This is a genomic window from Nonomuraea sp. NPDC051941, from assembly GCF_044593615.1.
In genome coordinates this window covers 205202-226768 of record NZ_JBIUCF010000018.1, presented here as the reverse complement: position 1 = coordinate 226768, position 21567 = coordinate 205202, and the positions used below count along the sequence as shown (strand labels likewise).

Below are 21567 nucleotides of genomic sequence, written 5' to 3'. Positions count from 1 at the left end.
CGGTGGCCCAGGACAGCGAGGCGCAGGTCAGGTGGTTGACGACGGCCGTCGTCGCGGTCACCGGGGCGCTGTGGGGGCTCACCCCGCTCGCCTTCCTGCTCGACGGCGATCCGGGCCGGGCCCTGATGGCGCTCGTGCTGCTCGGAGGGCTGCTCGTGGTGTACGCCAGGATCGTCGCCCGGCACATCGCGGGCACGAGCCAGGGGCCGCACCGGGCGCGGACTTTCCTGCTGTTCGCTGTCGTCGTCTACGGGGCGATCCCGTTCCAGGGATCGGTGTGGATCTACACGCCGCTCGTCGTCGCCACCGCCGGGCTGCTCCTGCTGCCCTTCCGGTACGGCGTCATCGTGCTCCTGGTGGTGGCCGCCGCCGAGTACCCGCTGACGCTCGTCGAGTGGGCCCCCGTGGCATCCTCCGCGGCGCAGCGGAGCGCCGGAGTGCTCGTCGCCTCGGTGGTCGCCGCGGGCATCGTGCACTACGCGAGGTTCGTCCGGGAGCTGCGCGAGCTGCGGGTCGCGCTGGCCGAGATGGCCGTGGACCAGGACCGGCTGCGGCTGGCGGGGCAGCTGCACGACCTGCTCGGCCAGACGCTGGCGTCGATCACCCTGAAGACGGAGCTGGCCCTGGCCCTGGTCGACGTGGACCGCAGGCAGGCCGCCGCCGAGCTGGAGGGGACGATCGCCATCGCCGGCGAGGCGCGCGCGGAGATCGGCGACGTCGTGGAGGCCAAACGCTCGCTCGACCTGGGCGCGGAGCTGACGGCGGCCGCCGCGCTGATCGAGCTCACCGGCGCGAGCTGCGACCTGCGCCTGGGCTTCAAGGAGATCGACAAGGAGACCGGCGGCGTGCTCGGCTGGACAGTACGCGAGGCGGCCACGAACATCGTCAGGCACAGCGACGCCCGGCACTGCCTGATCGAGCTGGACGAGGTCGACGGACGCGTTCAACTGCTGGTGCGCAACGACGGCACTCGCCGCGAAACGGGCCATCAACCCGGTTCGGGGCTAGCCGGGCTGCGCCGGCGGGTGGAGAAACTGGGCGGATCCCTGGAGGCGGGCGCCACCGGGGAAGGCGTGTTCCAGGTGCGGGTGTGCCTGCCCGCCGTACACGATCGGGAGAGTGGTCACCGGTGATTCGCGTCCTGCTCGCAGAGGACCACGGCGTCGTCAGGGGAGCCCTGACAGCCCTGCTGAACCTCACGGGCGACATCCAGGTCGTGGCCGAGGCCGACCGAGGCGACAAGGTCGTCCCGCGCGCTCTCGCCTGCAACCCGGATGTGGCCGTCATCGACATCGAGATGCCGGGCGTCGACGGCGTCGAGGCCACCCGCCGTCTCCGACCGGCGATGCCGGACTGCCGCGTGCTCATCCTCACCGGCCTCGCCAGCGCCGGGCTGCTGAAGCGGGCGATGGAAGCGGGAGCGAGCGGATTCCTGCTCAAGGACGCCCCCACGGAGCGGCTGGCCGAGAGCATCCGCCGGGTCTCCCAGGGCGAGCGGGTGATCGACGCCTCCCTGGCCCTGGCCGCGATGAGCGCCACGGTGACCCCGCTCACCGAGCGGGAGGTGGCCGTGCTCGGCCTGGTCGGTTCGGGCGCCAGCACCGGCGAGATCGCCGCCGAACTCCACCTGTCGGCCGCGACGGTCCGCAACTACATCTCCAGCGCCATCACCAAGACCGGCGCCCGCAACAGGACCGACGCCGTCCGCATCGCCGCCGAATCAGGCTGGATCGAAGGCCTCCGCCACACCTGACCGGCCCTCGCTCGTCCGGCACCCCGATCCCGGGGACCGCCGGGCCCGGCGAAAGCGCGACGACAACGCCACGACAGCGCCACGACAGGTCCGTTTCCTAACGTGTCCGTGTAAGGGGGCCCGGTTCGACACGGAGGGAAAGACACATGCGTGGAAGGCAACTCGGCCTGGTCGTGGCTTCGGCGGCCGTCGTCACAGGGGCGCTCCTGACCGCCCCGGCCGCGGCGGGGGCGGCGACGACCACGGGGACGACGGCGGCGGCGACGGGGGCGCGGGCGGCGGCAGGGCCGATCGACTGCGGCGGCTGGTGGCACTACACCGGCAACAATCCGCAGTCCGTACGGATGGTGCGGTGGGGCGGCGCCAACGGGCGTCCCCAGTTCAACGTCATGTCCGGCTACATCCAGGGCATCCAGCACGGCTGGGCCCAGCTCTCCGGGGCCAAGAAGGGCGACTGGGTCACGCTGGACGTGACCACCGACGGCGGCAGGACGTGGGGGTACTGCGGGCCGTTCGAGGCGCGCTGGGACGGCGAGATCGTCATAACGCCGGCCGCGCGCACGTCGAGCGACCCGAACCTGAAGTTCCGCGCCTGCGGCGCCCCGGCGGGAGTCCCCGGCAGCCGGGCGGTCTGCACGACGCCCTGGTGATCTGACCCGGAGACACGTCAGGGAGACGTTGAGTACCGTTGCGGGCTCGGCATCGGCCCTGGTGCCCCTGGCACCAGGGCCCGAACCGCCTGCGTCACCCGGCAAGATCACCGAGCGAAGCTACCAGCAAGATCGCTATTCAAACGGCATTGGAGCGCTCACCAAACTCCTGAAGCGGGTGCCGCAGCCTCTCATAAGCCTTCGCCCTGGCGCTCTCAGGACAGTGCCGGGATGACAGGTGAGCAGCTGAGTGCGCGGGTGGACGGCTGGATCTGGTCGGTGCGGCTCACCAGGACTCGTTCGATCGCGTCCGACGCCTGTCGAGACGGTCACGTCCGGGTCAACGGCTACGACGGCCGATCGGCCGGCATACCAGCCACCCGGCTCTCGGGACGTTCCGCCCCGGTTTGAACGGTGGATGGCGATTGCTGTTCCAACGGTGGTCGCCTGTGCAGCAGGAGTGCGGTGAGGCCGCCCGCGACCAGGCCCCAGAACGCCGCGCCGATGCTCAGGATCGTCATCCCCGACGCTGTGACCACGAAAGTGACCACCGCGGCCTCCCGTCCCTCCGGCTCGGTCGCCGCGCCGGCCAGCGACGAGCCGAGCGCCGACAGCAACGCGAGGCCGGCCACCGCGGTGACCAGCACGGGTGGGGACAGCAGCACCAGAGCCATGGCCAGGCCGGCGCCGAGGCCGAGCGTCAGCTGCCCGGCGCCGAGGGCCACCGTCGCGATCCACCGGCGGCCGGGGTCAGGGTGGGTGTCCGGGCCGGCGGTCAGCGCTGCGGTGATCGCGGCCAGGTTGACGGCGTGACCGCCGAACGGCGCCGCCGCCGCGCTCGCCAGGCCGGTCGCGACGAGGACCGGACGCAGGGGCGGCACGTACCCGTACGTCGCCATGACCGCCATACCGGGGACGTTCTGCGCGGCCATGGTGACGAGAAACAGCGGGATGGCGATGCTCACCACTACGGACGGGTTCAGTGTCGGGGTGGTCAACTCGACCGCGGGCCGCAGCGCCGCGCTGGACAGGCCGTTGCCGGGCCCGTGCACCGCGATGGCGATGACCGCCACGACCAGCGCACCCGGAACCGCCCACTGCCGCAGATACCGCTGTAACACCGCCCAGGTCAGGACCACGGGCACGGCCAAGAGCGGGACGTCGACGACGGCACGGACAGGTGCGGTGCACAGGCTGAGGATGACGCCCGCCAGCATGGCACCGGCGATCGGACGCGGGATGGCGGCGATCGCCCGGGCCGGCCAGGGCGACAGGCCGGCCAGGACGATGAGCCCGGCGCAGACGATGAACGCGCCCACCGCAGCCGGGAAACCGCCGGGCACGGGACCGGTCGCCACCAGCAGCGCCGCGCCGGGGGTCGACCAGGCGATGCTGATCGGCATGCGGTATCGCAGCCCGAGGAAGATCGCCGCCGCCCCGACGCCGCAGCAGAGGGCGAGCAGCCCGGACGCGGCCTGCCCCGGCGTCGCCCCGACGGCGCGCAGCCCGGCGAGCACGACGGTGAACGAACTGGCGTAGCCGACCACCGCGCTGACCAGCCCCGCCATGACGGCCTGCACCCGCACGCCCACCCCTTAGTGTTGCCAGACTCCCGATCGTTCCGTTTACGGAACGAACCATAACCACGTGGCCACCGCGGGACAAGCCCGGCGGCGGAATGCAAGGATTGCCGGGTGGACGGCCGTGAGACGGATATCGGGAGCCGGCTGCGGCGATTGCGGGAGGCCCGTGGCATCTCCCTGTCGGCGCTGGCCCGCAGCGCCGGCATCGGCAAGGCCACTCTGTCCGGCCTGGAACTGGGCACCCGCAACCCGACGCTGGAGACGCTCTACGCGGTGGCAGGAGCCTTGGGCGTACCGTTGACGGCCCTGGTTCTGGAGCCCGGCGCACCGCCCACAGAGGCCGTCCACGTGCCCGGCGCCGCCGTAACGGCCACACTGCTGGAGGTCTTCGAGGAGCCGACCGCAACGTTCGAGTTGCTGCGCATGCGCGTCCGCCCCGGCATCGTGCAACACTCGCCACCCCACGCCCCCGGTGTGACCGAACACGTCACGGTCTACGCGGGCGTGCTGCGCGCCGGCCCGGCCGACGCCCCCCTGCTGGCTGCGGCAGGCGAGCACATCTCCTGGCAGGCCGACGTCCCACACATCTACAGCACCGTCGGCCCAGAGGAAGCACTGGCCACCCTACTGATCCGCTCCCCCCGACAGGCCTGAGCCACCGAATCCACGCCGCACGGCGGCCACCAAGGAACGCGCCCCGAAAGCCCGACAATCATGAGTGCTGATCTGCTTGAGGCCGCCGGGCTCAACACGCCATCGGCTGGCACCGCACCCACCTGGGCGAGGTTCAGCAGGCTCTCGTCCCTTGCCACCAGGCCCCGAGGAGATCGCCGACCGTCAGGGGCAGGCAACGACCTGTGACAGTCTCGGCTACATCCACCGCCGCCTCGGCCGCTTCGTCCAGGCCGTCACGTGCAACGAGCGGGCGCTGGGACTGTTCCGTGAGCTCGGGGCCAGGACCTTCGAAGGCGGGGGCGCTCTACTCGCTCGGCGACGCCCACCATGACGCCGGAGATCTCGATGCCGCCCGCCGCGCGTGGCAGGACGCGTTCGACATCCTCGACCAGCTCGAACACCAGCGCGCCGAGGTGGTCCACGCCAAGCTCCAGCAGTTCGGCCTGCCCGACGCCATGCCGGAGCCCTCGTGGCCGGTGGGCCCCGCGAGGGCTCTGGCGGAACCAGGTGATCGCCGAGGTCATGGCGCCAGCCACACGGAGTTGCCGAGCGCCTCGTCGTAGTAGTCGGCGGCGCAGAACGTGCAGGTCACCGAGACGCTGTCGACGTCGGGGCTGCAGCGCCGGACGTCGGAGGACCGGCCGTACTGGCAGACGAACTCGCTGACGGAGATGTTGGAGACCGCCTCGACCGACTTGGCGGCCCGCAGGTCGGTGCTGGCATAGAAGATCCCCCGCGACCCGAGCCGTGATCGTCCTCATAATGTTCCTCCTGGTATAGGCCGTCCGGCCCCGGCGATTCACGATGTGCCGGCAGCCTCGCCGAGCTCACTTATCGATCTCTCAAGGTCCTCCTCTCGCCACCCCGACCGAGGACGGTGCAGCACAATCCAGGCATGGATCTCGCCGCCCTGGCCGCCGTCATCGGCCCGCCGCCCCCTGCCGCCTTTCCCATCGACTGGCCCGGCATTGAACGGTGGCTCGGACTCCGGCTTCCCGACGACTACAAACAGTTCGCAGAGCGGTACGGACCCGTGCTGGTCGGAGAGTGGATCTGGGTCGTAATGCCCCATCACTCCGAGCTCGGCGGCTATTTCCGCCAACTCGACCAGCGGCAGGGGCTCCAACGCAGCATCCGCGCCGGTGATCCGCCGACTCACCCGTTCGCCTTTCATCCCGAACCCAGTGGACTCCTGGTATGGGGTGAGTCGCGCGGAAGCGAGTACTCCTTCTGGGACACCTCAGTGTCCGCGGACCCGAACAACTGGCCGACCAGGGTCTTCACCCAGCGTTGGCGGGATGAGACGTGGCAGCTGGTGGACGCATCCATGACGGAGGTGCTCGCCGCAAGGGTGAGCGGCAGCCTGCACCTAGGGGAAGCGCTGCCCGCGATGTCGCCTCCGTACGCCTGGAAATTCGCCCCACTCGTGCTGACGGACGTGCCGGAGAGGGCCTCCTTCCCGGGAGTGCCGCTCGCTCTCGAAGTCGCCGCGCAGGCGGCGAGGGTCGAGGCGATCACGGGGGTGCCCGAGGACTATGCCGCGCTGGTCGGCGAGCACGGCGTGGGGCGGCTGGCCGGCGTGCTGCGGCTGCTCGCTCCGGGGGCGCCGGAGGGCTTCGACCTCAATGCGGAGGAGGCCGTGGTGAGCGAGCGGTTGCGTTCGCGGCGGGCGACGGGCGAGCGGGTGGTCCCGTCACCGATCGCGCCCGAGCCCGGCGGCTTGCGGTTGTGGGGTGTGTTCGACGGAGGTGAGACATGCTGGTGGCTCCCTGTCAGCGGCGAGCCGACCGAGTGGCCGGTGGTGCTGGTCGATGCCGACGGCCTGGGATGGCTACGGCTGCCGTACAGCGCCACAGGGTTTCTCGACCGGTGGCTGGACGGGCGGCTGGATCTGTCGGTGCTGTCGCTGTCGGCGGTGTCGCGTCCGCGCATGCTGGTCCCGCCGGGTATCGATCCCGCCCCTTCCGCCACGCCTGCCGGGGAGGCACCGCGAGACGTGCTGGCGCAGTTGGCGACGATCATCGGAGAGCCGCGGACCGGTGGCCACACCTACGACTGGCCCGTAATCGAGCGGTCACTCGGATTGCGGCTCCCGAGCGACTACAAGCGGCTGTTCGAGGCGTACGGGGCGATCGGGATCAACGGCATCACGATCGGACATCCGGAGGACCTCCAGCAGCAGCACGAAGAGCAGGTCGAATATCTCGACTGGGAGGAAGACGAGGCGATGGCCGTGCATCCCGCACCGGGAGGGCTGCTGTGGTGCGCGAACACCGAAGGCCGCGAGACCATCTGGTGGGACACCCGCGATCCGGACCCCGACCGGTGGACGATGGTCTGGGACGTCGAATTCGACCGGCACACCTTCCCCGGCACCCTGACCGAGCTGGTGATCGCCGACCTGACGAGCAGGCTGGCCTGGTCACTCACCGCGCTGAATCCGTCAGATGATGGGCCCATGATGTGGTTCTGACGGCGACGACGATTTCATCGTCCTGCTGCGAGCGCTGGTCGGCCCAGGCGACAAGGCGACACCACCTGCACGACCGCCCCGACCGGCAGCGTGATCGGCGGCGTGCAGCCGTACTGGCACAGCTACACCCGGTTGGCAAATAAACGACGTGCCATCGGCCGACCTGGCTCGCAAGGCATCCGGTTCGGGGTGGGCATCAGGCGGCGCACCGCTTCGGAGGTCAACGGGTGGGTTCGATGGCGCCGTCAGGCGCACCGCTGGAAGGACAGTCCGGGCAGAGCGAGGTCCTTTGTGGTCGGGGTGGGTGTCAGTAGGCCCACCATCGAGTCGTGCAACGGGTGGGTGGTTCTCGGCCCACCTACCCCGTCAAGTTCGCTGACGTATTAGCCTGATAATCGCGTCCCGTTTTTTTCGGATGGGAGAGCGAATGAAGGCCGATCCCGTTGTTCTGCTTACGGCGGTGTTCAGTCTCGTTCTCGGTCTCGGTGCCTTCGCCTGGCAGTGGCGCGCGCCGGACGGTGGAAACGAGCGGGTGCACATGATCTCCTGGACCCTGCTCGCCCTCTTTCCCGTCACGCTCCTGTTCTCATTCTTCCCGCAGAGCCAATTCTCCGCCGAGATCAAGGGTGCCACCATGACGGGCGCCGTCGGGCTGTGGGCGTTCATCTGGTGGTACGGGCTGCGTTCCCTGCGCACCGCGGGCCGGGCCGACGAATACCGGAAGGAGATCCGCGTGCTGCGCGAGCAGATCGACACGCACGCGAAAATGCGGCAGCCGCAGCCCATCGAGGAGACGCGCACGTACGAATACACGGTCCACGGCCGGCCCTCCCGGCGGCTCGTGCTGATCACCGGCGACCTGCGCAACGTCAAGGACGTGGACGTCTGGGTGAACTCCGAGAACACCGACATGCAGATGTCCAGGTTCCACGAGCGGTCGATCTCTGCCGTCATCCGGTACGAGGGCGCGCGGCGCGATCCCCTGACCGAGCGGGTGGTCGAGGACTGCGTGGCCGACGAGCTCGGCCGGCGGGTGGGCGCCAACGTGCCCGTGGAGCCCGGGACCGCCATCGTGACCGGGGCGCACCAGCTCGCCGAGCGCAACGGCGTCATGGGCATCGTGCACGCCGCCGCCGTCCACGGGGCCGCCGGCGTCGGGTACCGCCGGGTGGACAATCTGGGTACGTGCGTGCGCAACGTGTTCCTGCGGGCCGAGGAGATCGCCGACGGCGGGCGGCGGGCCGGTTCTATCGTGTTTCCCATCTTCGGGACCGGTGAGGCGGCGGCCGACGTCGAGTCCACGGTCCAGAGCATGCTGACGGCCATTGTCGCCCACCTGACCGACGGCCGTCCCCGGCACGTCGAAACCGTCTATTTGCTGGCCTACACCGACGCGGAATTGGCGGTCTGCGAAAAAGCACTTGACGCCGGCGCGCATATCTCTCCGGCCGGGAAGAAACGTACCCGCCAAAAATAGGTGTCGCCCGGCGGGCCGGATTCCTTAATCTCGATCTCGTGGACACCCCGACTCTTCTCCAGCATTTCAGGACGCACGACGCCCCTTTGGTCCTGTCCAGGGGCGGCGATCTGGCCTGGGACGACGCGGAGCTCCACCGCAGTGCCCGGCTGAGCGACCCCGAGGGATACGCGCTGCTGGCGCTGGTGCCCGGTGTGCTCCCCTGGCAGCGGGCCCGCGTGCTGCTGTGCACGCTGGCCGCCTCGCAGGACGGCCTGGACGAGCGCACCCGCGCGACCCTGGGCAAGGTCACGAGGGCGCTCATGTTCGGCCTGCCGCCGGCGTACGCCGTCACCGCGCTTCTGGCGCTGCGGCGGCTGCGCGTCAACCACAAGCACGCCACGCGGGCCGTCGTCGCGTTCGTCCTGGAGCACCCGGAGGCCGACGCGCTCATCGAGGCGCGCCGGCCGGCGCTGGTCGACTGCTTCGAGCACGCGCTCGGCAAGGCGACCGCGCGCGGGTGTGCCCGCCTGATCGCGGAGGGCGACACCGGCTCCGGCCGGCTGCGCAGGAGCCTGCTGCGCTTCACCTCCGACCCGGCTGCGGCGATCGGGCGGGTGCGCGCGCTCTACGCGCCCGGCACGTACGGCGCGGAGGCCCCGCAGGAGCCGCCGGCGCCGCTCGACCAGGTCGGGGAGCGCCCGCCGATCGTGACGCCGACCAACCGGGGCGACATCGCCGCGACGCTGGTGCACCTCTACCGGGGTGGGCCGGCCGCCGAGCTGCGGCCCGCGCTGGCGGGCTACGTGGCCGAGGCGACGCGCGGGCTGCCGCGCCTGGCCGGCCACGTGGCCGTGGTGCTCGACACGTCGGGCTCCATGCGCGGGTACGGCGATCGCGAGTGGGCGGTCATGTCGCAGGCCGCGGCGCTGAGGCTGGTCCTGGCCGAGGTCTGTGAGCGCCTCACGGTGGTCGAGACGGGTGAGGCCCCCGAGCCCCCCGAGGTCCGCGAGCGCCTCACGGCGGGCGAGACCGTCGATGGCGCGACCGACCTGGCGACCCGGCTGCTCGACGCCCTGGACACCCGCCCCGACCTGGTGGTGATCGTGACCGACGGCTACGAGAACGTCCTGCCGGGCGACCTGGCCAGGGTGGCGGCCACGCTGCCCCGCGCGGGCGTCACCACTCCGGTGGTGCTCTGCCAGGCCACGTTCACCGCCGGCGACGACCTGACCCTGCGCGACCCGGCGCCGCTGCTGCCGCGCCGGCCGTTCTGGCATCAGGACGACTTCGCCGGGCTGCTGCCGTGGCTGTTCGGCCACTGCGCGCCCGGCCGTGACTGGATCCGTACGGCCATGCTGAGCCGTCTGGAAGGAGGACGGACATGACCGCACTCGAGACGCTCCTGCCCGCGCCGCTCGACCTGCGCGGCTACCGCGCGGGCGCGCCGCAGCGCGCCGGGGCGCTGACCATGGTGCCGATCTGGGGCCCCGAGCGGCCCGGCATCGTGCCGCCCCGTTCCGGGCTGAAACTCGAGCGGGTCGTCGGGTACGGCCGGGTCGAGCTGCTCAACGGCGCCCGCGAGGGCGTGGCGATCGTGCCGCTGCACATCGGCTACATCCAGGACGCCGCCCAGAACCACGCCCTGTGCTCCGCGGCGCTGATGGGCGCCGGGCAGACGAGGCGGTTCGACGACGCCTGCTGCGTCCAGGCCGGCCAGGGCGGTTACCTGGAGGGCCGCGACCAGTGGTTCTTCGTGCTGCCGGTGGAGCTGCGGGCCAGGGCGCTGGAGCTGCGCGGGCACCACGACTACGCCAAGCTGTGGCCGGACATCTCCGAGCTCAACGCCGCGTGCGGGCTGCCGTCGCGCGGGCACCTGGAGCAGATCCTGTCGCGCAAGCGGGCGACGCTGACCCAGTTCCAGAGCCGGCTGGAACTGCTGCCGGGGCAGCTCGGCGCGCTGTTCTTCGTGGGTGACAGGTTCGCGGGGCTGGAGCTGGCGCCCGATCCGGTGTACTTCGCCGAGATGTGGATGGCGCTGGTCTGCTTCGCGTACGGGGTCGCCGCCTGGCGGGCCGAGCCCGAGCAGGCCCACGCGGAGCCGTACGAGGCGGGCAGCCTGGCCGAGCTGCGCGCGGAGCTGGCGCGCGACCGGGCCGCCCGTCAGGCAGAGGTGGCCTCCTGGCTGCCCGCGCCGGCCGGTGACGCGCGCATGGTCGAGGAGGAGCGCTACCTCGACCTGCGGCTGTCCACCGTGACCGGCGACGGGCTGGCCGGTCAGGTGGTCACCGAGCACGGGCGGCCGGTGTACGCGTCGCTGTTCGCGAGCCGGTAAATCCGGTTGCGGCGGGTCCACGACGACAGGTTGAATGATCAGTGCGGGAACTGCGCCGGGCACGGCGGGCTCAACCCCTCATGCCATGTAAGGGCGTCGTTTTGAGAACGGCTCTATGGTCCGCCGAGGCGCCGGCCACCGGTCCCGCACCGAGATCTTGCCAGCCCCCGGACGCGGTGTTACCTCTTGCGGGATGCGTGCAATCCGCGCATCCCTGAGACGCAGGAGGGAACCGTTGTCCTGGTTACGCAGTGCACTCGTCGCCGTCGCGCTCGCCGTGTCGGCACTACCCCTCGCAGGGCCCGCCCGGGGCGAACCCGGCGGGCAGGCCCCCATCCATGACTTCCAGGCCGAAGAGCACGGCAAGCCGGACGTGGACAACCGGCAGGGCAGGGTCGCCCCGCCCGCCGGACTGAACGCCCGCAGCGCCGGGACGGCGGCCGAGATCCGCTGGAACGCTCTCGGCACCCCCGCGGCCGTCACCAGCGCCGAACCGCTGGCCGAAGGACTCGGGTCCGATCCCGAGCAGGCCGCCCGCACGTACCTCAAGAACAACCCCACCGTCTTCGGCCTGTCCGCGCAGGCGGTGGACGCGCTGGAGCGGGTCGCGGTCAACCCCGTCGGCGCGGGTCACGCCGTACTGCTGCGCCAGCGCTTCGGCGACCTGCCGGCCGGCGTGGACGGCCTCGTCGCGATCGGCGTGGTGAACGGCCAGATCAGGCACGTCACCTCCTCGCTGTCCCGCGAGACGGAGGCGCCGCCGGCCGCGACGATCACCGCGCAGCAGGCGCTGGAGATCGCGGCCAGGGACGGCGGCATCGACCTGGCCACGGCGGCCACCAAGCAGGCCACGCCGGTGGCGGTGCCCGCTCCCGACGGGGTGCACAGCGCGTACCAGGTGGTCCTGATCGGCGGCTCGAGCGGCGAGGCGGCGGGGTACACGACGCACGTGGACGCCGTCAGCGGCGCCATCCTCGTACGGGAGAACCTGGTCGACCACTTCGACCCCGAGAACCCGCGCTGGAAGGCCTTCCCGGCCAACCCGCGCGACGACTACTCCTCCCGCGACACCCGCCAGACCTGGTGCTTCGCGGCGGGCCCCGGCTGCGACTACGTGACCGGCGGCGACCCGGCGACCGGCAAGGCGTGGGACGTCGACCACACCACGGACACCTCGACGAACACCAGCGCCGGCAACGCGACCAAGACGACCGAGAACCGGGCGAACGGCGACCCGTTCTCCGTCGGGACCCGCACGAACGTGCTCACCCCGAGCAGGAACTACCTCTTCCCGTGGAAGAACACCTGGCACGAGTCCAAGTGTGACCCGGCGGCGTTCGACCAGGCCGGCGAGGCCGACCTGGAAGCCGCCATCGCCAACCTGAACGCGATGCACAACAGGATGCACGACTGGTCGTATCGGCTCGGCTTCACCGAGACGGCCTGGAACATGCAGGCGGACAACGGCGCTCGCGGCGGCCTCGGCGGCGACGCCGAGCAGGGGAACGCGCAGGCCGGCGCGCGGGTGCTGTCCGTGCGCGACAACGCCAACCAGATCACCGGCCCTGACGGGCTCGCGCCGATCACGAACATGTACCTGTGGCAGCCGATCGCCGGCTCGTTCTACTCGCCCTGCGTGGACGGCGACTACGACATGTCGGTTATCGGCCACGAATACACGCACGCGATCTCCGGCCGCATGATCGGCGGCCCGAACGCCGGCTGGAGCGGCGCCCAGGCCGGGGCCATGAACGAGAGCACCTCCGACCTGTTCGCGATGGAGCACCTCTTCGAGTACGGCTTCCGCCCCTCGGGCCTGACCCCGTACGTGACCGGCGGCTACGTGACCGGGGACAAGGAACGCGGCATCAGGAACTACGACATGTCCAAGTCGCCGCTGAACTACAGCGACGTCGCGTACGACATCGTCGGCCAGCAGGTGCACGCGGACGGCGAGATCTGGTCGGCGACCCAGTTCGACGTGCGCGCGGCGTTCGTCAAGCGGTACGGCGACGGCACGGCCAGGCAGCAGCGGGCCTGCGCGGACGGGCAGACGCCGGTCGAGCGGTGCCCGGGCAACCGGCGCTGGGCGCAGCTGTCGTTCGACGCCCTGCTGCTGATGGCCTCGGGCGCGGTCAGCTACGTCGACCACCGCGACGCGCTGCTGGCGGCCGACGCGATGCGGTTCGGCGGCAAGAACCAGGACATCATGTGGCGCGCGTTCGCCGAGCACGGCCTGGGCAAGGGCGCGGCCAGCACCGGGCCGAACGACGCCGACCCGACGCCGAGCTTCGTCAACCCCGCGGGCAAGAACGGCTCGCTGCAGCTCAAGCCGCTGGGTGAGGCGAAGGGCGCGGCGCTGCGGCTGTACGTGGGCGACTACGAGGGCCGCGCGGTCCCGGTCGCCGACACCGACCCGGCGACGCCGCTGGGCGACACGGTGGAGATGACACCCGGCGTGTACTCGTTCATCGTGGCGGGCAACGGGTTCGGGCACACGCGGCTGAAGTTCGTGGTGGTGGGCGGCGTGCAGTTGCCGCTCCCGCTGCCGCTGACCCGCAACCTCGCCTCGGCGGCGGGCGGCGCGACGGCCACGGGCGACGGCGTCAACCAGGCCAAGCTGATCGACGAGACCGAGGCCACGAACTGGGCCTCGCTCACCGGCGCGCCCGCCGGCAAGTCGGTCGTGGTGGACCTGGCGGGCGACGCGCCGGTCAAGGTCCGCCGCGTGCAGGTGAGCGCGATGCTGCGGCCCAACGTCAACGACGCGGCCGACCCGGGCGGGCAGAACCGCTTCTCCAGCGTGCGCTCGTTCGAGGTGCTGGCCTGCGGTTCGGGCTGCACCGACCCGGCGAACTTCACGAAGATCTACACCAGGCCCTCGGACGCCTTCAAGTCGGGGCTGCCGCGTCCCCGGGGCGCCGACATGATCTTCAAGTCGTTCGACGTGCGGGCCACGAGTGCCACGCATCTGATGTTCCGGGTGCTCAGCACGCAGTGCACCGGCAATCCGCTGTACGCCGGTGAGCAGGACCAGGATCCGAACTCCGCGACGGACTGCGCCACGGCCAGCCCGCAGCGGGAGCAGGTGAGGGCGGCCGAGTTCCAGGCGTTCTCGCACTGAGGTCGTGATTCCGTACGGCCCGCGTCCTCTTGGGCGCGGGCCGTTCGCGTGCTTGCTCTCTGGTAGTTCGAGGTCGTACTATTCGAGGCAGATCTAGTTAGATATCGAATTATCTGGGGGAGAAGTATGCGTACCCTGATCCGTGGTGTCCGGGTCTTCGACGGCGAGCGGACCGTGCCGGCGGCCGACGTGGTGATCGACGGCGACCGCATCGGCGCGGTCGCCATCGGCGGCGAGGTCGCCGGCCACGTGGACGCCGTGATCGACGGCGCCGGGAAGACCCTGCTGCCGGGCCTGATCGACGCGCACGCGCACGCCTTCGAGGGCGACCTGGCCGAGGCGCTGACGTTCGGCGTCACCACCGAGCTCGACATGAACAACCTGCCGCCGCTCCTCGCCGCCCAGCGCCGCCAGGCCGCCGAACGCGACGACGTGGCCGACATCCGCAGCTCCAGCATGATCGCCACCGCCCCGAACGGGCACCCGACCCAGATCATGACCGCGGACGTGCTCAAGGCCCTCGGCACGGACCGCACCCTCGACACGGTGGCCGACTCGGGCGAGGCCAAGGCGTTCGTGGAGGCGCGGCTGGCCGAGGGCGTCGACTACCTCAAGATCGCCATCGACGACGGCGGGTCGTCCGGGATGCGGCTGCCCGCCCTCAGCCCCGAGCTCGCCGCCGTCCTGGTCGAGGCCGGGCACGCCGCCGGCCTGCGGGTCATCGCGCACACGGTCACCGCCAGGGAGGCACTCATCGCCCTGGACGCGGGCGCCGACGGGCTGGCGCACCTGTACTCCGACGTGAATGAGGAGCAGGCCGAGGAGATGGCGGCCAGGATCGCCGCGTATGACGCGTTCGTGATCAGCACGATCACCTACATCGAGGCCGTCACCGGCGACCCGAACGGCCGGGAACTGCTGCGCGACCCGCGGATCGCCGCGCGCATGTCGGACCGCTCGAAGGCCACGTTCGGCCGGGAATGGGCGGACATCCCCATGCACTCCCAGGGCGTCATCAACGCCTCGCACGCGGCCGCGGCCCTGCGACGGGCGGGGGTGCCGGTGCTGGCGGGCACGGACTGCACCCCGTTCGGGCCGGTGCACGGGGCGGGCCTGCACCACGAGCTGCTCCTGCTGACGGAGGCGGGCTGGACGGCGGAGCAGGCGCTCGCGGCGGCCACCGGCACCACGGCCCGCCTCTTCGGCCTGACGGACCGGGGCCGCATCGCCCCTGGCCTCCGGGCGGACCTGCTGCTCGTCGACGGCGACCCGACCACGGACATCACGGCGTCCCGGGCCATCGAGGAGGTGTGGCGAGGCGGCGTACGACGTAGGCGGGCCGCCTGACACCCGCCCGTTGCCCGACGAGGCGGTGGGCCGACTGACACCCACCCTGCCAAAAGGACCAGCCCGGTCGATTGACCGCGTAATTGTTCGATCGGTCGTTACCCATGTCGGCCTCACGATGCTTGCCGGCTGGGCGAGATCGGCCTGACCGAGGTGATGGCCGCGCTCAGTGATCCGATCCGGGTCGGCCTGGTGCGAGTGTCGGCCGACGGCCGTGAGCGCGGGTGGGGCGAGTCGCAGGCGGTGGTGGCCAAGTCGACGCCTGGCCACCATCAACGGGCGCTGCGCGACGCCGGGCTGACCCGTACCCGCCAGGAAGGCACCGCTGCTTCGTAAGCTTGCGCGCAGGATCTGCAGACCCGCTTCCCCAGACTCCTGCAGGTGGTGCCGGCCGCGGCCGAGGAAATCGGGCTTCAGGTGAATCTCAAGGACGGTCAGCAACGCTTCTGACCAGTTGAGCGGGCCGCCGGCTCGGACAAGACACCCTTGCGATCTGTGACAGCTTTCGGTGCCGAGTTGTCACAGACCGGGCCGCCGCCCTGTCTTACAGACGGACCGGACGTTGCGCAGCGACAGGAGCGAGACCTTGCCACCAACCGGCACCACCATCCGCCTGCGGGTCCGGATGAGCGCCCGCCCCATCGACGAGCCGCACCGCGCTTCGAGCCAGCTCGAGCTGCTGTTCGACCTCACCTTCGTGGTCGCGGTCGCCGCCGTCACCGCCCAGCTCGCGCACAACCTCGCCGACGGTCACGGCCTCGCCGCACTGGTCCCGTTCCTCCAGGTGTTCTTCGCGATCTGGTGGGCGTGGATGAACTTCACCTGGTTCGCCTCGTCCTACGACACCGACGATGTCGCCTACCGGCTGCTGACGATGGTGCAGATGGCCGGCGTGCTGACCCTCGCCGCCGGCGTGCCCGCCGCGTTCAGTCACTCCGACTACGGCATCATCACCCTCGGCTACGTCATCATGAGGATCGGGCTCGTCGCCCAATGGCTGCGAGCCGGTCTCGAAGACCCGGCCGGCCGGCGCACCGCGCTGCGCTACGCCGCCGGGATCAGCCTCATGACGGCGGGCTGGGCGCTGCGCTACCTGTTCGCGGAGCTGGGCCTGCTGCCCTCCTTCGTCGGACTGCTGGTCCTTGTCTTCCTGGACGTACTGGAACTCTCGGTGCCGCGGTGGGCGGAACGGGCCAGGCCCACCACCTGGCACCCGCACCACATCGCCGAGCGCTACGGCCTGTTCACGATCATTCTGCTCGGTGAGAGCGTGCTGGCCGCGAGCAGGGGAGTCGAGGGAGCGCTCGAAGCGGGCCAGATCAGGGGGGCCTTAGTCGTCATCGCCGGTTGCGGGCTCGTGCTGCTGTTCGCGCTCTGGTGGCTGTACTTCCTCATCGAGGCGGGGGAGGGGCTCAGTGACCGCCGGCATCGCTCGTACCTGTGGGGGTACGGCCACTACGGCATCTTCGCGGCGCTGGCGGCCCTCGGCGCGGGGCTGGAGGTGGCGGTGGAGCAGAGCGGGCACGCGGTCGTGGCGTCGCCGCAGGCACTCGGCTACGCGGTCGCCATCCCGGTCGGTGTGTATCTCGCTCTGCTGTGGACCGCGCACGCGCTGGTCGCCGCCGAGCCCGTCATCTATCCCGCCGCGGTCCTGAGCTGCGTCGCCGCCGTCCTGCTGCTGCCGCTCGCGGCGCCCTGGATCGGGGTGGCCGCCGTGGTCGCGGCGATCACGGCCCTCTGCGTGCTGCTGGTCGCCGTCTCGATCACGACCGCGGCCGCCGGGAGGCGTCGTCAGGGCCCGCTGCTGTCCACCTCCGGCGAGTCGTGACCTTCGGCGGCGGTGGACATGGCGGTGAGCTTGGCGGGGTTCATCATCCACAGCACCTGGTCGATGCCCTGGTCCGAGGCGTTGACGGTGAGGACCGTGAACACCTGTCCGTCGCGGCTCAGCAGCGCTGAGGTCTGGCCGTTCGTGCTCGCCCAGGCCACCTCGACCCCGGCCCAGAACCGGTTCGCGAACGCCCTCACGTACTTCGCCACCCGCTCCGCGCCCACCACGGGGAAGCGGGAGGCGCGGACGGCGCCGCCGCCGTCGGAGTAGCTGATCACGTCGGCGGCGAGGAGCTCTTCGAGTGCGGTCATGTCGCCGGAGCGGGCGGCGGCGACGAAGGCGGTGAGGAGTCGGCGTTGTTCGGCTTGGGTGACGGGGGTGCGGCGGGCGATGAGGACGCGTTTGCGGGCTCTGCTGACGAGCTGGCGTACGGCGGGTTCGTTGAGTTCGAGGATGTCGGCGATCTGCCGGTAGGGGTAGTCGAACGCCTCGCGTAGCACGTAGGCGGCGCGTTCGGTGGGGGAGAGGCGTTCCAGGAGGAGCAGGACGGCGAACTCCAGGGCTTCGGCGCGTTCGGCGCCGAGGTAGGGGTCGGCGGCGGTGTCGACGGGTTCGGGCAGCCAGGGGCCGAGGTAGGTTTCGCGGCGGACGCGGGCGGACTGGGTGGCGTTGATCGCCAGCCGGGTGGTCGTGGTGGCCAGGAACGCGGCGGGGTCGTCGACCGTGGCGCGGTCGTAGGCCTGCCAGCGCAGCCAGACGTCCTGGACCAGGTCTTCGGCTTCGGTGACGCTGGCCAGCATCCGGTACGCGATCCCGAACAGGCGTGGTCGCACCCCGGCGAACACCGCCGCCGCCTGCTCCAGATCGGCCACCGCCATCTCCCCCTGCCCCTCGACTGCCACCTACCGCCTACCCCTCGAGCAGCGAGGACAGCCCGCGGCAGGTAACAGTCCCGGGAGATCTCCGCTGGTCAGCTCTGGATGGACTTGGTCTCGAGATACTCCTCGCGGCCGTTGCCCGACTGCTTGTAACCGCCGAACGGCGCGAGCGCATTCCAGCCGGCGCCGTTGACGTCCAGCCCGTCGGGCCTTCCGGGGCCGCCGAAGACCAGCCGGGCACAGTCGGCGACGCCGGCACCAGTATCCGCGGCCACGCACCGCAGACCTGGCCGCCGTTGGTGAAGGGCATGTCGATGCCGGGATGCGCCGCGATGGCCGCGCCGACGGTCCAGCACTGAGGTCGAAGGAATTTCGGCGGCTGCTGTCACAAGCCTGGAGGCTGCCCTGTCTTAGCTGATGACCGGCTGGCACACGGGTGCCCCGGCGGGCAGAGAGGGTGCGCCATGAAGGTCGTCGTGGTCGGCGGGACCGGCCTGATCGGGTCGAAGCTGGTGGCCAAGCTGGGGGAGCACGGTCACGAGGCGGTGGCGGCGGCGCCGAGCACCGGTGTCAACACGCTGACCGGTGAGGGGCTGGCGGAGGTGCTGGCGGGCGCGCAGGTGGTGGTCGACGTGTCGAACTCGCCGTCGTTCGAGCCCGCAGCGGTGATGGAGTTCTTCGAGTTCGTACGGGCCATCGCGGAGGAGGCCACGGACGGCGACACGGTGCGGATCGCGCCGGTGCGGTTCCGGCCCATCGCGGGTGAGGAGGTCGCCCAGGCGGTCGGCCGGGTCGCGGTGGGGCAGCCGCTGAACGGCCGGGTCGAGGTGGGCGGTCCCGACGACGTCCGGATGGACGAGTTCTTCCGCGATGCCCTGGCCGCCTGGGGTGACCCGCGCACGGTGGTCGCCGACCCGCAGGCTCGTTACTACGGCAGCGTGCCGGGCGAGCGGACGCTGGTGCCCGGTGCGGACGCGATCCTCGGCACCATCCACTACCACGACTGGCTCGGCAAGTAACGCAGGGAGGAAAGATGAGCGCTCCCAACAGCGAGGACGACTTCCTGTACGAGCTCCAGATCGAGGTCGAGACGGAGGTGACCCTGGTCGAGGCGAGCCATCCGGAGGAGGTCGCCGAGCTGCCGGTCACCGAGTGGCTGTTCGACCCGACGGACGCCGAGCGCGAGGAGATCGGGCTGCGGGGCCTGCTCGACGCGGTCGAGGCGCTGGAGGACGGCTCCCGGTCCGGCGATCACGTCGCGTGACACGCCTTCTTCCGGCAACCGAGTCAGGACACCGATGAAACACCTGGAACCCCAGCGAGCCCGGATCGACACCCTCGAAAGCCTCCGCGAGCACCTGCAGTGGGCGATCGAGCTGGAACACGCGACCCTGCCGCCGTACCTGTGCGCGCTGTACTCCCTCGACCCGGAGCGCAACCCCGAAGCCGTCGAGGTCGTGGGCAGCGTCTTCGTCGAGGAGATGCTGCACCTGGCGCTGGCCGCCAACCTGCTCAACGCCGTCGGCGGCCGCCCGCGGCTGGACACGCCGGGGATGCTGCCGCCGCACCCCCGCCCCCTGCCCCACGGCCCGCTGGAGCTGTCCCTGGTGCCCTTCGGGCCGGAAGCCCTCGAGATGTTCCTGCGGATCGAACAACCGGCACCGCCCGGCGCCCCGGCCGAAGCCGACGGCTACGAGACGATCGGCCAGTTCTACGCCGCCATCGAGGAGGGCCTGCGCCACCTGTGCGAACGGCTCGGCGAACAGGCGGTCTTCAGCGGCGATCCGGCTCGCCAGGTGAGCGCCGACCACTTCCGCCACACCGCCGGGCACCTGGTCGAGGTCGGTGACCTCGCCTCGGCGCTGGCGGCGCTGGAGGAGATCGTCGAGCAGGGCGAGGGCACCGCCCGCGGCGGCGTCTGGGACGGCGACCAGGACGTCTTCCATCCCGAACGCCAAGAAGTCGGACACTACTACCGCTTCCAGGAGCTCAAGCTCGGCCGCCGCTATCAGCGGGGCGACACCCCGCAGAGCGGGCCCACCGGCGAGGCCATCCAGGTGAACCTGGCAGGCGTACCCCCGATGCGGCGCAACCCGCGGCTGTCCGACCATGAGCCGGGCAGTGCCATCCGTACCGCGCAGGAAGAGTTCAACCACACCTACTGCACCCTGCTGAGCCAGCTCGAGCAGGCCTTCACCGGCAGCCCGAAGCTGCTCGGGGCCGCCACCGGCACCATGTACGCACTCAAGGGCCAGGCCCAGGCTCTGATGCGGATGCCCGACGAAGACGGCACCACCGCCGGCCCCACTTTCGAGTACGTGGCGCCCGAACTGCGGCGGTGAAGCGCCGGCGGCACCCCGCCCGGGCGAACCGGGTCTGGCGGATGCGCTCACTCAGGTCGTGCCCACACGAAACCCTATTGCGCTACTCTTGGTATCGATACTTAAGGTAGCGAAACTAGCGGGCTGAGGAGGACATATGAGCGAGGTCACCGCAACGGAGCGGCCGCCGCTGGGCATCCGGTTGATGCATGCCCTGGGAAAGGAGCCGGACTGGTTGGCGATGACGGCCGAAGAGCTGGTCGTCTTGCGCGAGGCGGTGAACCGCAAGCGGTCGTCCCGCCTGGCCCGGCTGATCACCGGATTTCCGGACCGCGGCGCCACGATCCGGTGGCAGGAGGTGGCGCTGCCCGACCGCAGGCTCCGGGTCCGGGTGTACCGGCCCTCGGCCGGGCAGGCCGGCTTGCCTCTTGTGCTCCACATGCACGGAGGCGGGTTCGTGGGCACGGCGGTGCAGAGCGACTGGGTCAACAGCCACCTCGCCGCGCGGCTGCCCGCGGTCGTCGTCTCGGTCGAGCACCGCCTCCTCGACCAGGAGACTCCCTTGTCGGCGGTCGTCGACGACGGCTGGGACGTGCTCCGGCACGTGGTGCGGCACGCCGGGCAGTGGGGAGTCGACCCGGCACGGGTCGCCGTCTTCGGTGAGAGCACCGGCGCGTTGGTCACGGCCCTGGTCGCGATCCGGGCCAGGGAGTCCGGCCTGCCCCTGCGGGCGCAGGTGCTGGTCAATGCCGCTGTCGACCTGACCTCGGCGGGGTTCGACCTCGCCTCCATGCGCCGGCACGCCCAGGGCCCGGGCCTCACCATGACGCAGATGCGGCTGTTCCAGCGGCTCGCCGTTCCGCCCGGATCGGATCCCCGTACGGTGTCGCCGCTGTACGCCGGGGACCTGGGCGGGCTGGCCCCGGCACTCGTGGTGGTGCCGACCATCGATCCGGTGGCCGACCACGGCCGCTGTTACGCCGAACGGCTGCGGGCGGCCGGGACGCCCGCGCGGCTCGCCGAACATCCCGGGGCGACGCACGCGTTCCTCAGCATGCCGGGCGTGGTGCCGCAGGCGAAGGCCGCGCGGGCGGAGATCGCCGCGTTCCTCCGAGAGGCCTTCAGCGGGTGAGGATCCAGG

General features: G+C 71.1%; 21 protein-coding genes. 18 read left to right on the top strand and 3 right to left on the bottom strand.

Features of this window, described 5'->3' with window-relative positions:
• Positions 1-2: 2 nt before the first annotated feature.
• The 3 genes from ACIHFD_RS29500 to ACIHFD_RS29490 all read left to right on the top strand — a co-directional run bounded on the left by ACIHFD_RS29500 (position 3) and on the right by ACIHFD_RS29490 (position 2403).
• On the top strand, positions 3-1133 hold the full coding sequence (locus ACIHFD_RS29500) for a sensor histidine kinase (protein ID WP_397369647.1): 1131 nt from the start codon (positions 3-5) through the stop codon (positions 1131-1133).
• Positions 1130-1753 carry a DNA-binding response regulator gene (locus ACIHFD_RS29495; protein WP_397369646.1) on the top strand — a complete coding sequence of 208 codons (624 nt, stop codon included), beginning with the start codon at positions 1130-1132 and terminating at the stop codon, positions 1751-1753. Before ACIHFD_RS29500 ends, ACIHFD_RS29495 begins: the two co-directional genes overlap by 4 nt.
• A 146-nt stretch (positions 1754-1899) precedes the next feature.
• Complete coding sequence (locus tag ACIHFD_RS29490; protein WP_355201262.1) at positions 1900-2403, top strand: hypothetical protein; 504 nt, start codon at positions 1900-1902, stop codon at positions 2401-2403.
• A 347-nt stretch (positions 2404-2750) separates the two neighbouring features.
• Here ACIHFD_RS29490 and ACIHFD_RS29485 read toward each other — a convergent pair whose 3' ends face one another.
• A complete protein-coding gene (locus tag ACIHFD_RS29485) occupies positions 2751-3989 on the bottom strand; it encodes a benzoate/H(+) symporter BenE family transporter (protein ID WP_397369645.1) in 1239 nt (412 codons plus the stop codon).
• Positions 3990-4097: 108 nt separating this feature from the next.
• On the opposite strand from ACIHFD_RS29485, the gene ACIHFD_RS29480 reads away from it, so the two are divergent.
• The 11 genes from ACIHFD_RS29480 to ACIHFD_RS29430 all read left to right on the top strand — a co-directional run bounded on the left by ACIHFD_RS29480 (position 4098) and on the right by ACIHFD_RS29430 (position 17224).
• Positions 4098-4640: a helix-turn-helix domain-containing protein gene (locus tag ACIHFD_RS29480; protein WP_397369644.1), complete on the top strand. Its 543-nt coding sequence runs from the start codon at positions 4098-4100 to the stop codon at positions 4638-4640.
• A 287-nt stretch (positions 4641-4927) separates the two neighbouring features.
• Complete coding sequence (locus tag ACIHFD_RS29475) at positions 4928-5224, top strand: hypothetical protein (RefSeq protein WP_397369643.1); 297 nt, start codon at positions 4928-4930, stop codon at positions 5222-5224.
• Between the two features lie 18 nt (positions 5225-5242).
• Positions 5243-5386 (top strand): hypothetical protein, encoded by a 144-nt coding sequence (locus tag ACIHFD_RS29470; RefSeq protein WP_397369642.1) that lies wholly within the window; start codon positions 5243-5245, stop codon positions 5384-5386.
• Between the two features lie 170 nt (positions 5387-5556).
• Positions 5557-7134 (top strand): SMI1/KNR4 family protein, encoded by a 1578-nt coding sequence (locus ACIHFD_RS29465; RefSeq protein WP_397369641.1) that lies wholly within the window; start codon positions 5557-5559, stop codon positions 7132-7134.
• Between the two features lie 460 nt (positions 7135-7594).
• Positions 7595-8611, top strand: a complete 1017-nt coding sequence (locus tag ACIHFD_RS29460; protein ID WP_397369640.1) for a macro domain-containing protein — start codon at positions 7595-7597, stop codon at positions 8609-8611.
• A gap of 38 nt (positions 8612-8649) precedes the next feature.
• Entirely contained in the window at positions 8650-9978 is a 1329-nt protein-coding gene (locus tag ACIHFD_RS29455; protein WP_397369639.1) for a hypothetical protein, read from the top strand.
• Positions 9975-10925: an ARPP-1 family domain-containing protein gene (locus tag ACIHFD_RS29450; RefSeq protein ID WP_397369638.1), complete on the top strand. Its 951-nt coding sequence runs from the start codon at positions 9975-9977 to the stop codon at positions 10923-10925. The genes ACIHFD_RS29455 and ACIHFD_RS29450 overlap by 4 nt, the downstream gene beginning before the upstream one ends.
• 235 nt (positions 10926-11160) lie before the next feature.
• On the top strand, positions 11161-14049 hold the full coding sequence (locus ACIHFD_RS29445) for a M36 family metallopeptidase (protein WP_397369636.1): 2889 nt from the start codon (positions 11161-11163) through the stop codon (positions 14047-14049).
• 126 nt (positions 14050-14175) lie between these two features.
• Positions 14176-15396 carry an amidohydrolase family protein gene (locus ACIHFD_RS29440; protein ID WP_397369635.1) on the top strand — a complete coding sequence of 407 codons (1221 nt, stop codon included), beginning with the start codon at positions 14176-14178 and terminating at the stop codon, positions 15394-15396.
• A 156-nt stretch (positions 15397-15552) separates the two neighbouring features.
• Positions 15553-15732: a hypothetical protein gene (locus ACIHFD_RS29435; RefSeq protein WP_397369634.1), complete on the top strand. Its 180-nt coding sequence runs from the start codon at positions 15553-15555 to the stop codon at positions 15730-15732.
• Positions 15733-15982: 250 nt separating this feature from the next.
• The gene (locus tag ACIHFD_RS29430) at positions 15983-17224 is read left to right on the top strand and encodes a low temperature requirement protein A (RefSeq protein ID WP_397369633.1); all 1242 of its coding nucleotides are present in this window, start codon (positions 15983-15985) and stop codon (positions 17222-17224) included.
• On the opposite strand, the gene ACIHFD_RS29425 is transcribed toward ACIHFD_RS29430, so the two are convergent.
• The gene (locus ACIHFD_RS29425; RefSeq protein ID WP_397369632.1) at positions 17188-18129 is read right to left on the bottom strand and encodes an RNA polymerase sigma-70 factor; all 942 of its coding nucleotides are present in this window, start codon (positions 18127-18129) and stop codon (positions 17188-17190) included. The genes ACIHFD_RS29430 and ACIHFD_RS29425 overlap by 37 nt on opposite strands.
• A gap of 68 nt (positions 18130-18197) precedes the next feature.
• A complete protein-coding gene (locus ACIHFD_RS29420; RefSeq protein WP_397369631.1) occupies positions 18198-18380 on the bottom strand; it encodes a hypothetical protein in 183 nt (60 codons plus the stop codon).
• 189 nt (positions 18381-18569) lie between these two features.
• Here ACIHFD_RS29420 and ACIHFD_RS29415 point away from each other — a divergent pair, with 189 nt between their 5' ends.
• The 4 genes from ACIHFD_RS29415 (at position 18570) to ACIHFD_RS29400 (ending at position 21558) form a co-directional block, all read left to right on the top strand.
• Positions 18570-19124, top strand: a complete 555-nt coding sequence (locus ACIHFD_RS29415; protein ID WP_397369630.1) for an NAD-dependent epimerase/dehydratase family protein — start codon at positions 18570-18572, stop codon at positions 19122-19124.
• A gap of 14 nt (positions 19125-19138) precedes the next feature.
• On the top strand, positions 19139-19369 hold the full coding sequence (locus ACIHFD_RS29410) for a hypothetical protein (protein ID WP_397369628.1): 231 nt from the start codon (positions 19139-19141) through the stop codon (positions 19367-19369).
• Positions 19370-19403: 34 nt separating this feature from the next.
• Positions 19404-20447 carry a ferritin-like protein gene (locus ACIHFD_RS29405; protein ID WP_397369627.1) on the top strand — a complete coding sequence of 348 codons (1044 nt, stop codon included), beginning with the start codon at positions 19404-19406 and terminating at the stop codon, positions 20445-20447.
• Between the two features lie 136 nt (positions 20448-20583).
• A complete protein-coding gene (locus ACIHFD_RS29400; RefSeq protein ID WP_397369626.1) occupies positions 20584-21558 on the top strand; it encodes an alpha/beta hydrolase in 975 nt (324 codons plus the stop codon).
• Positions 21559-21567 lie beyond the last annotated feature (9 nt).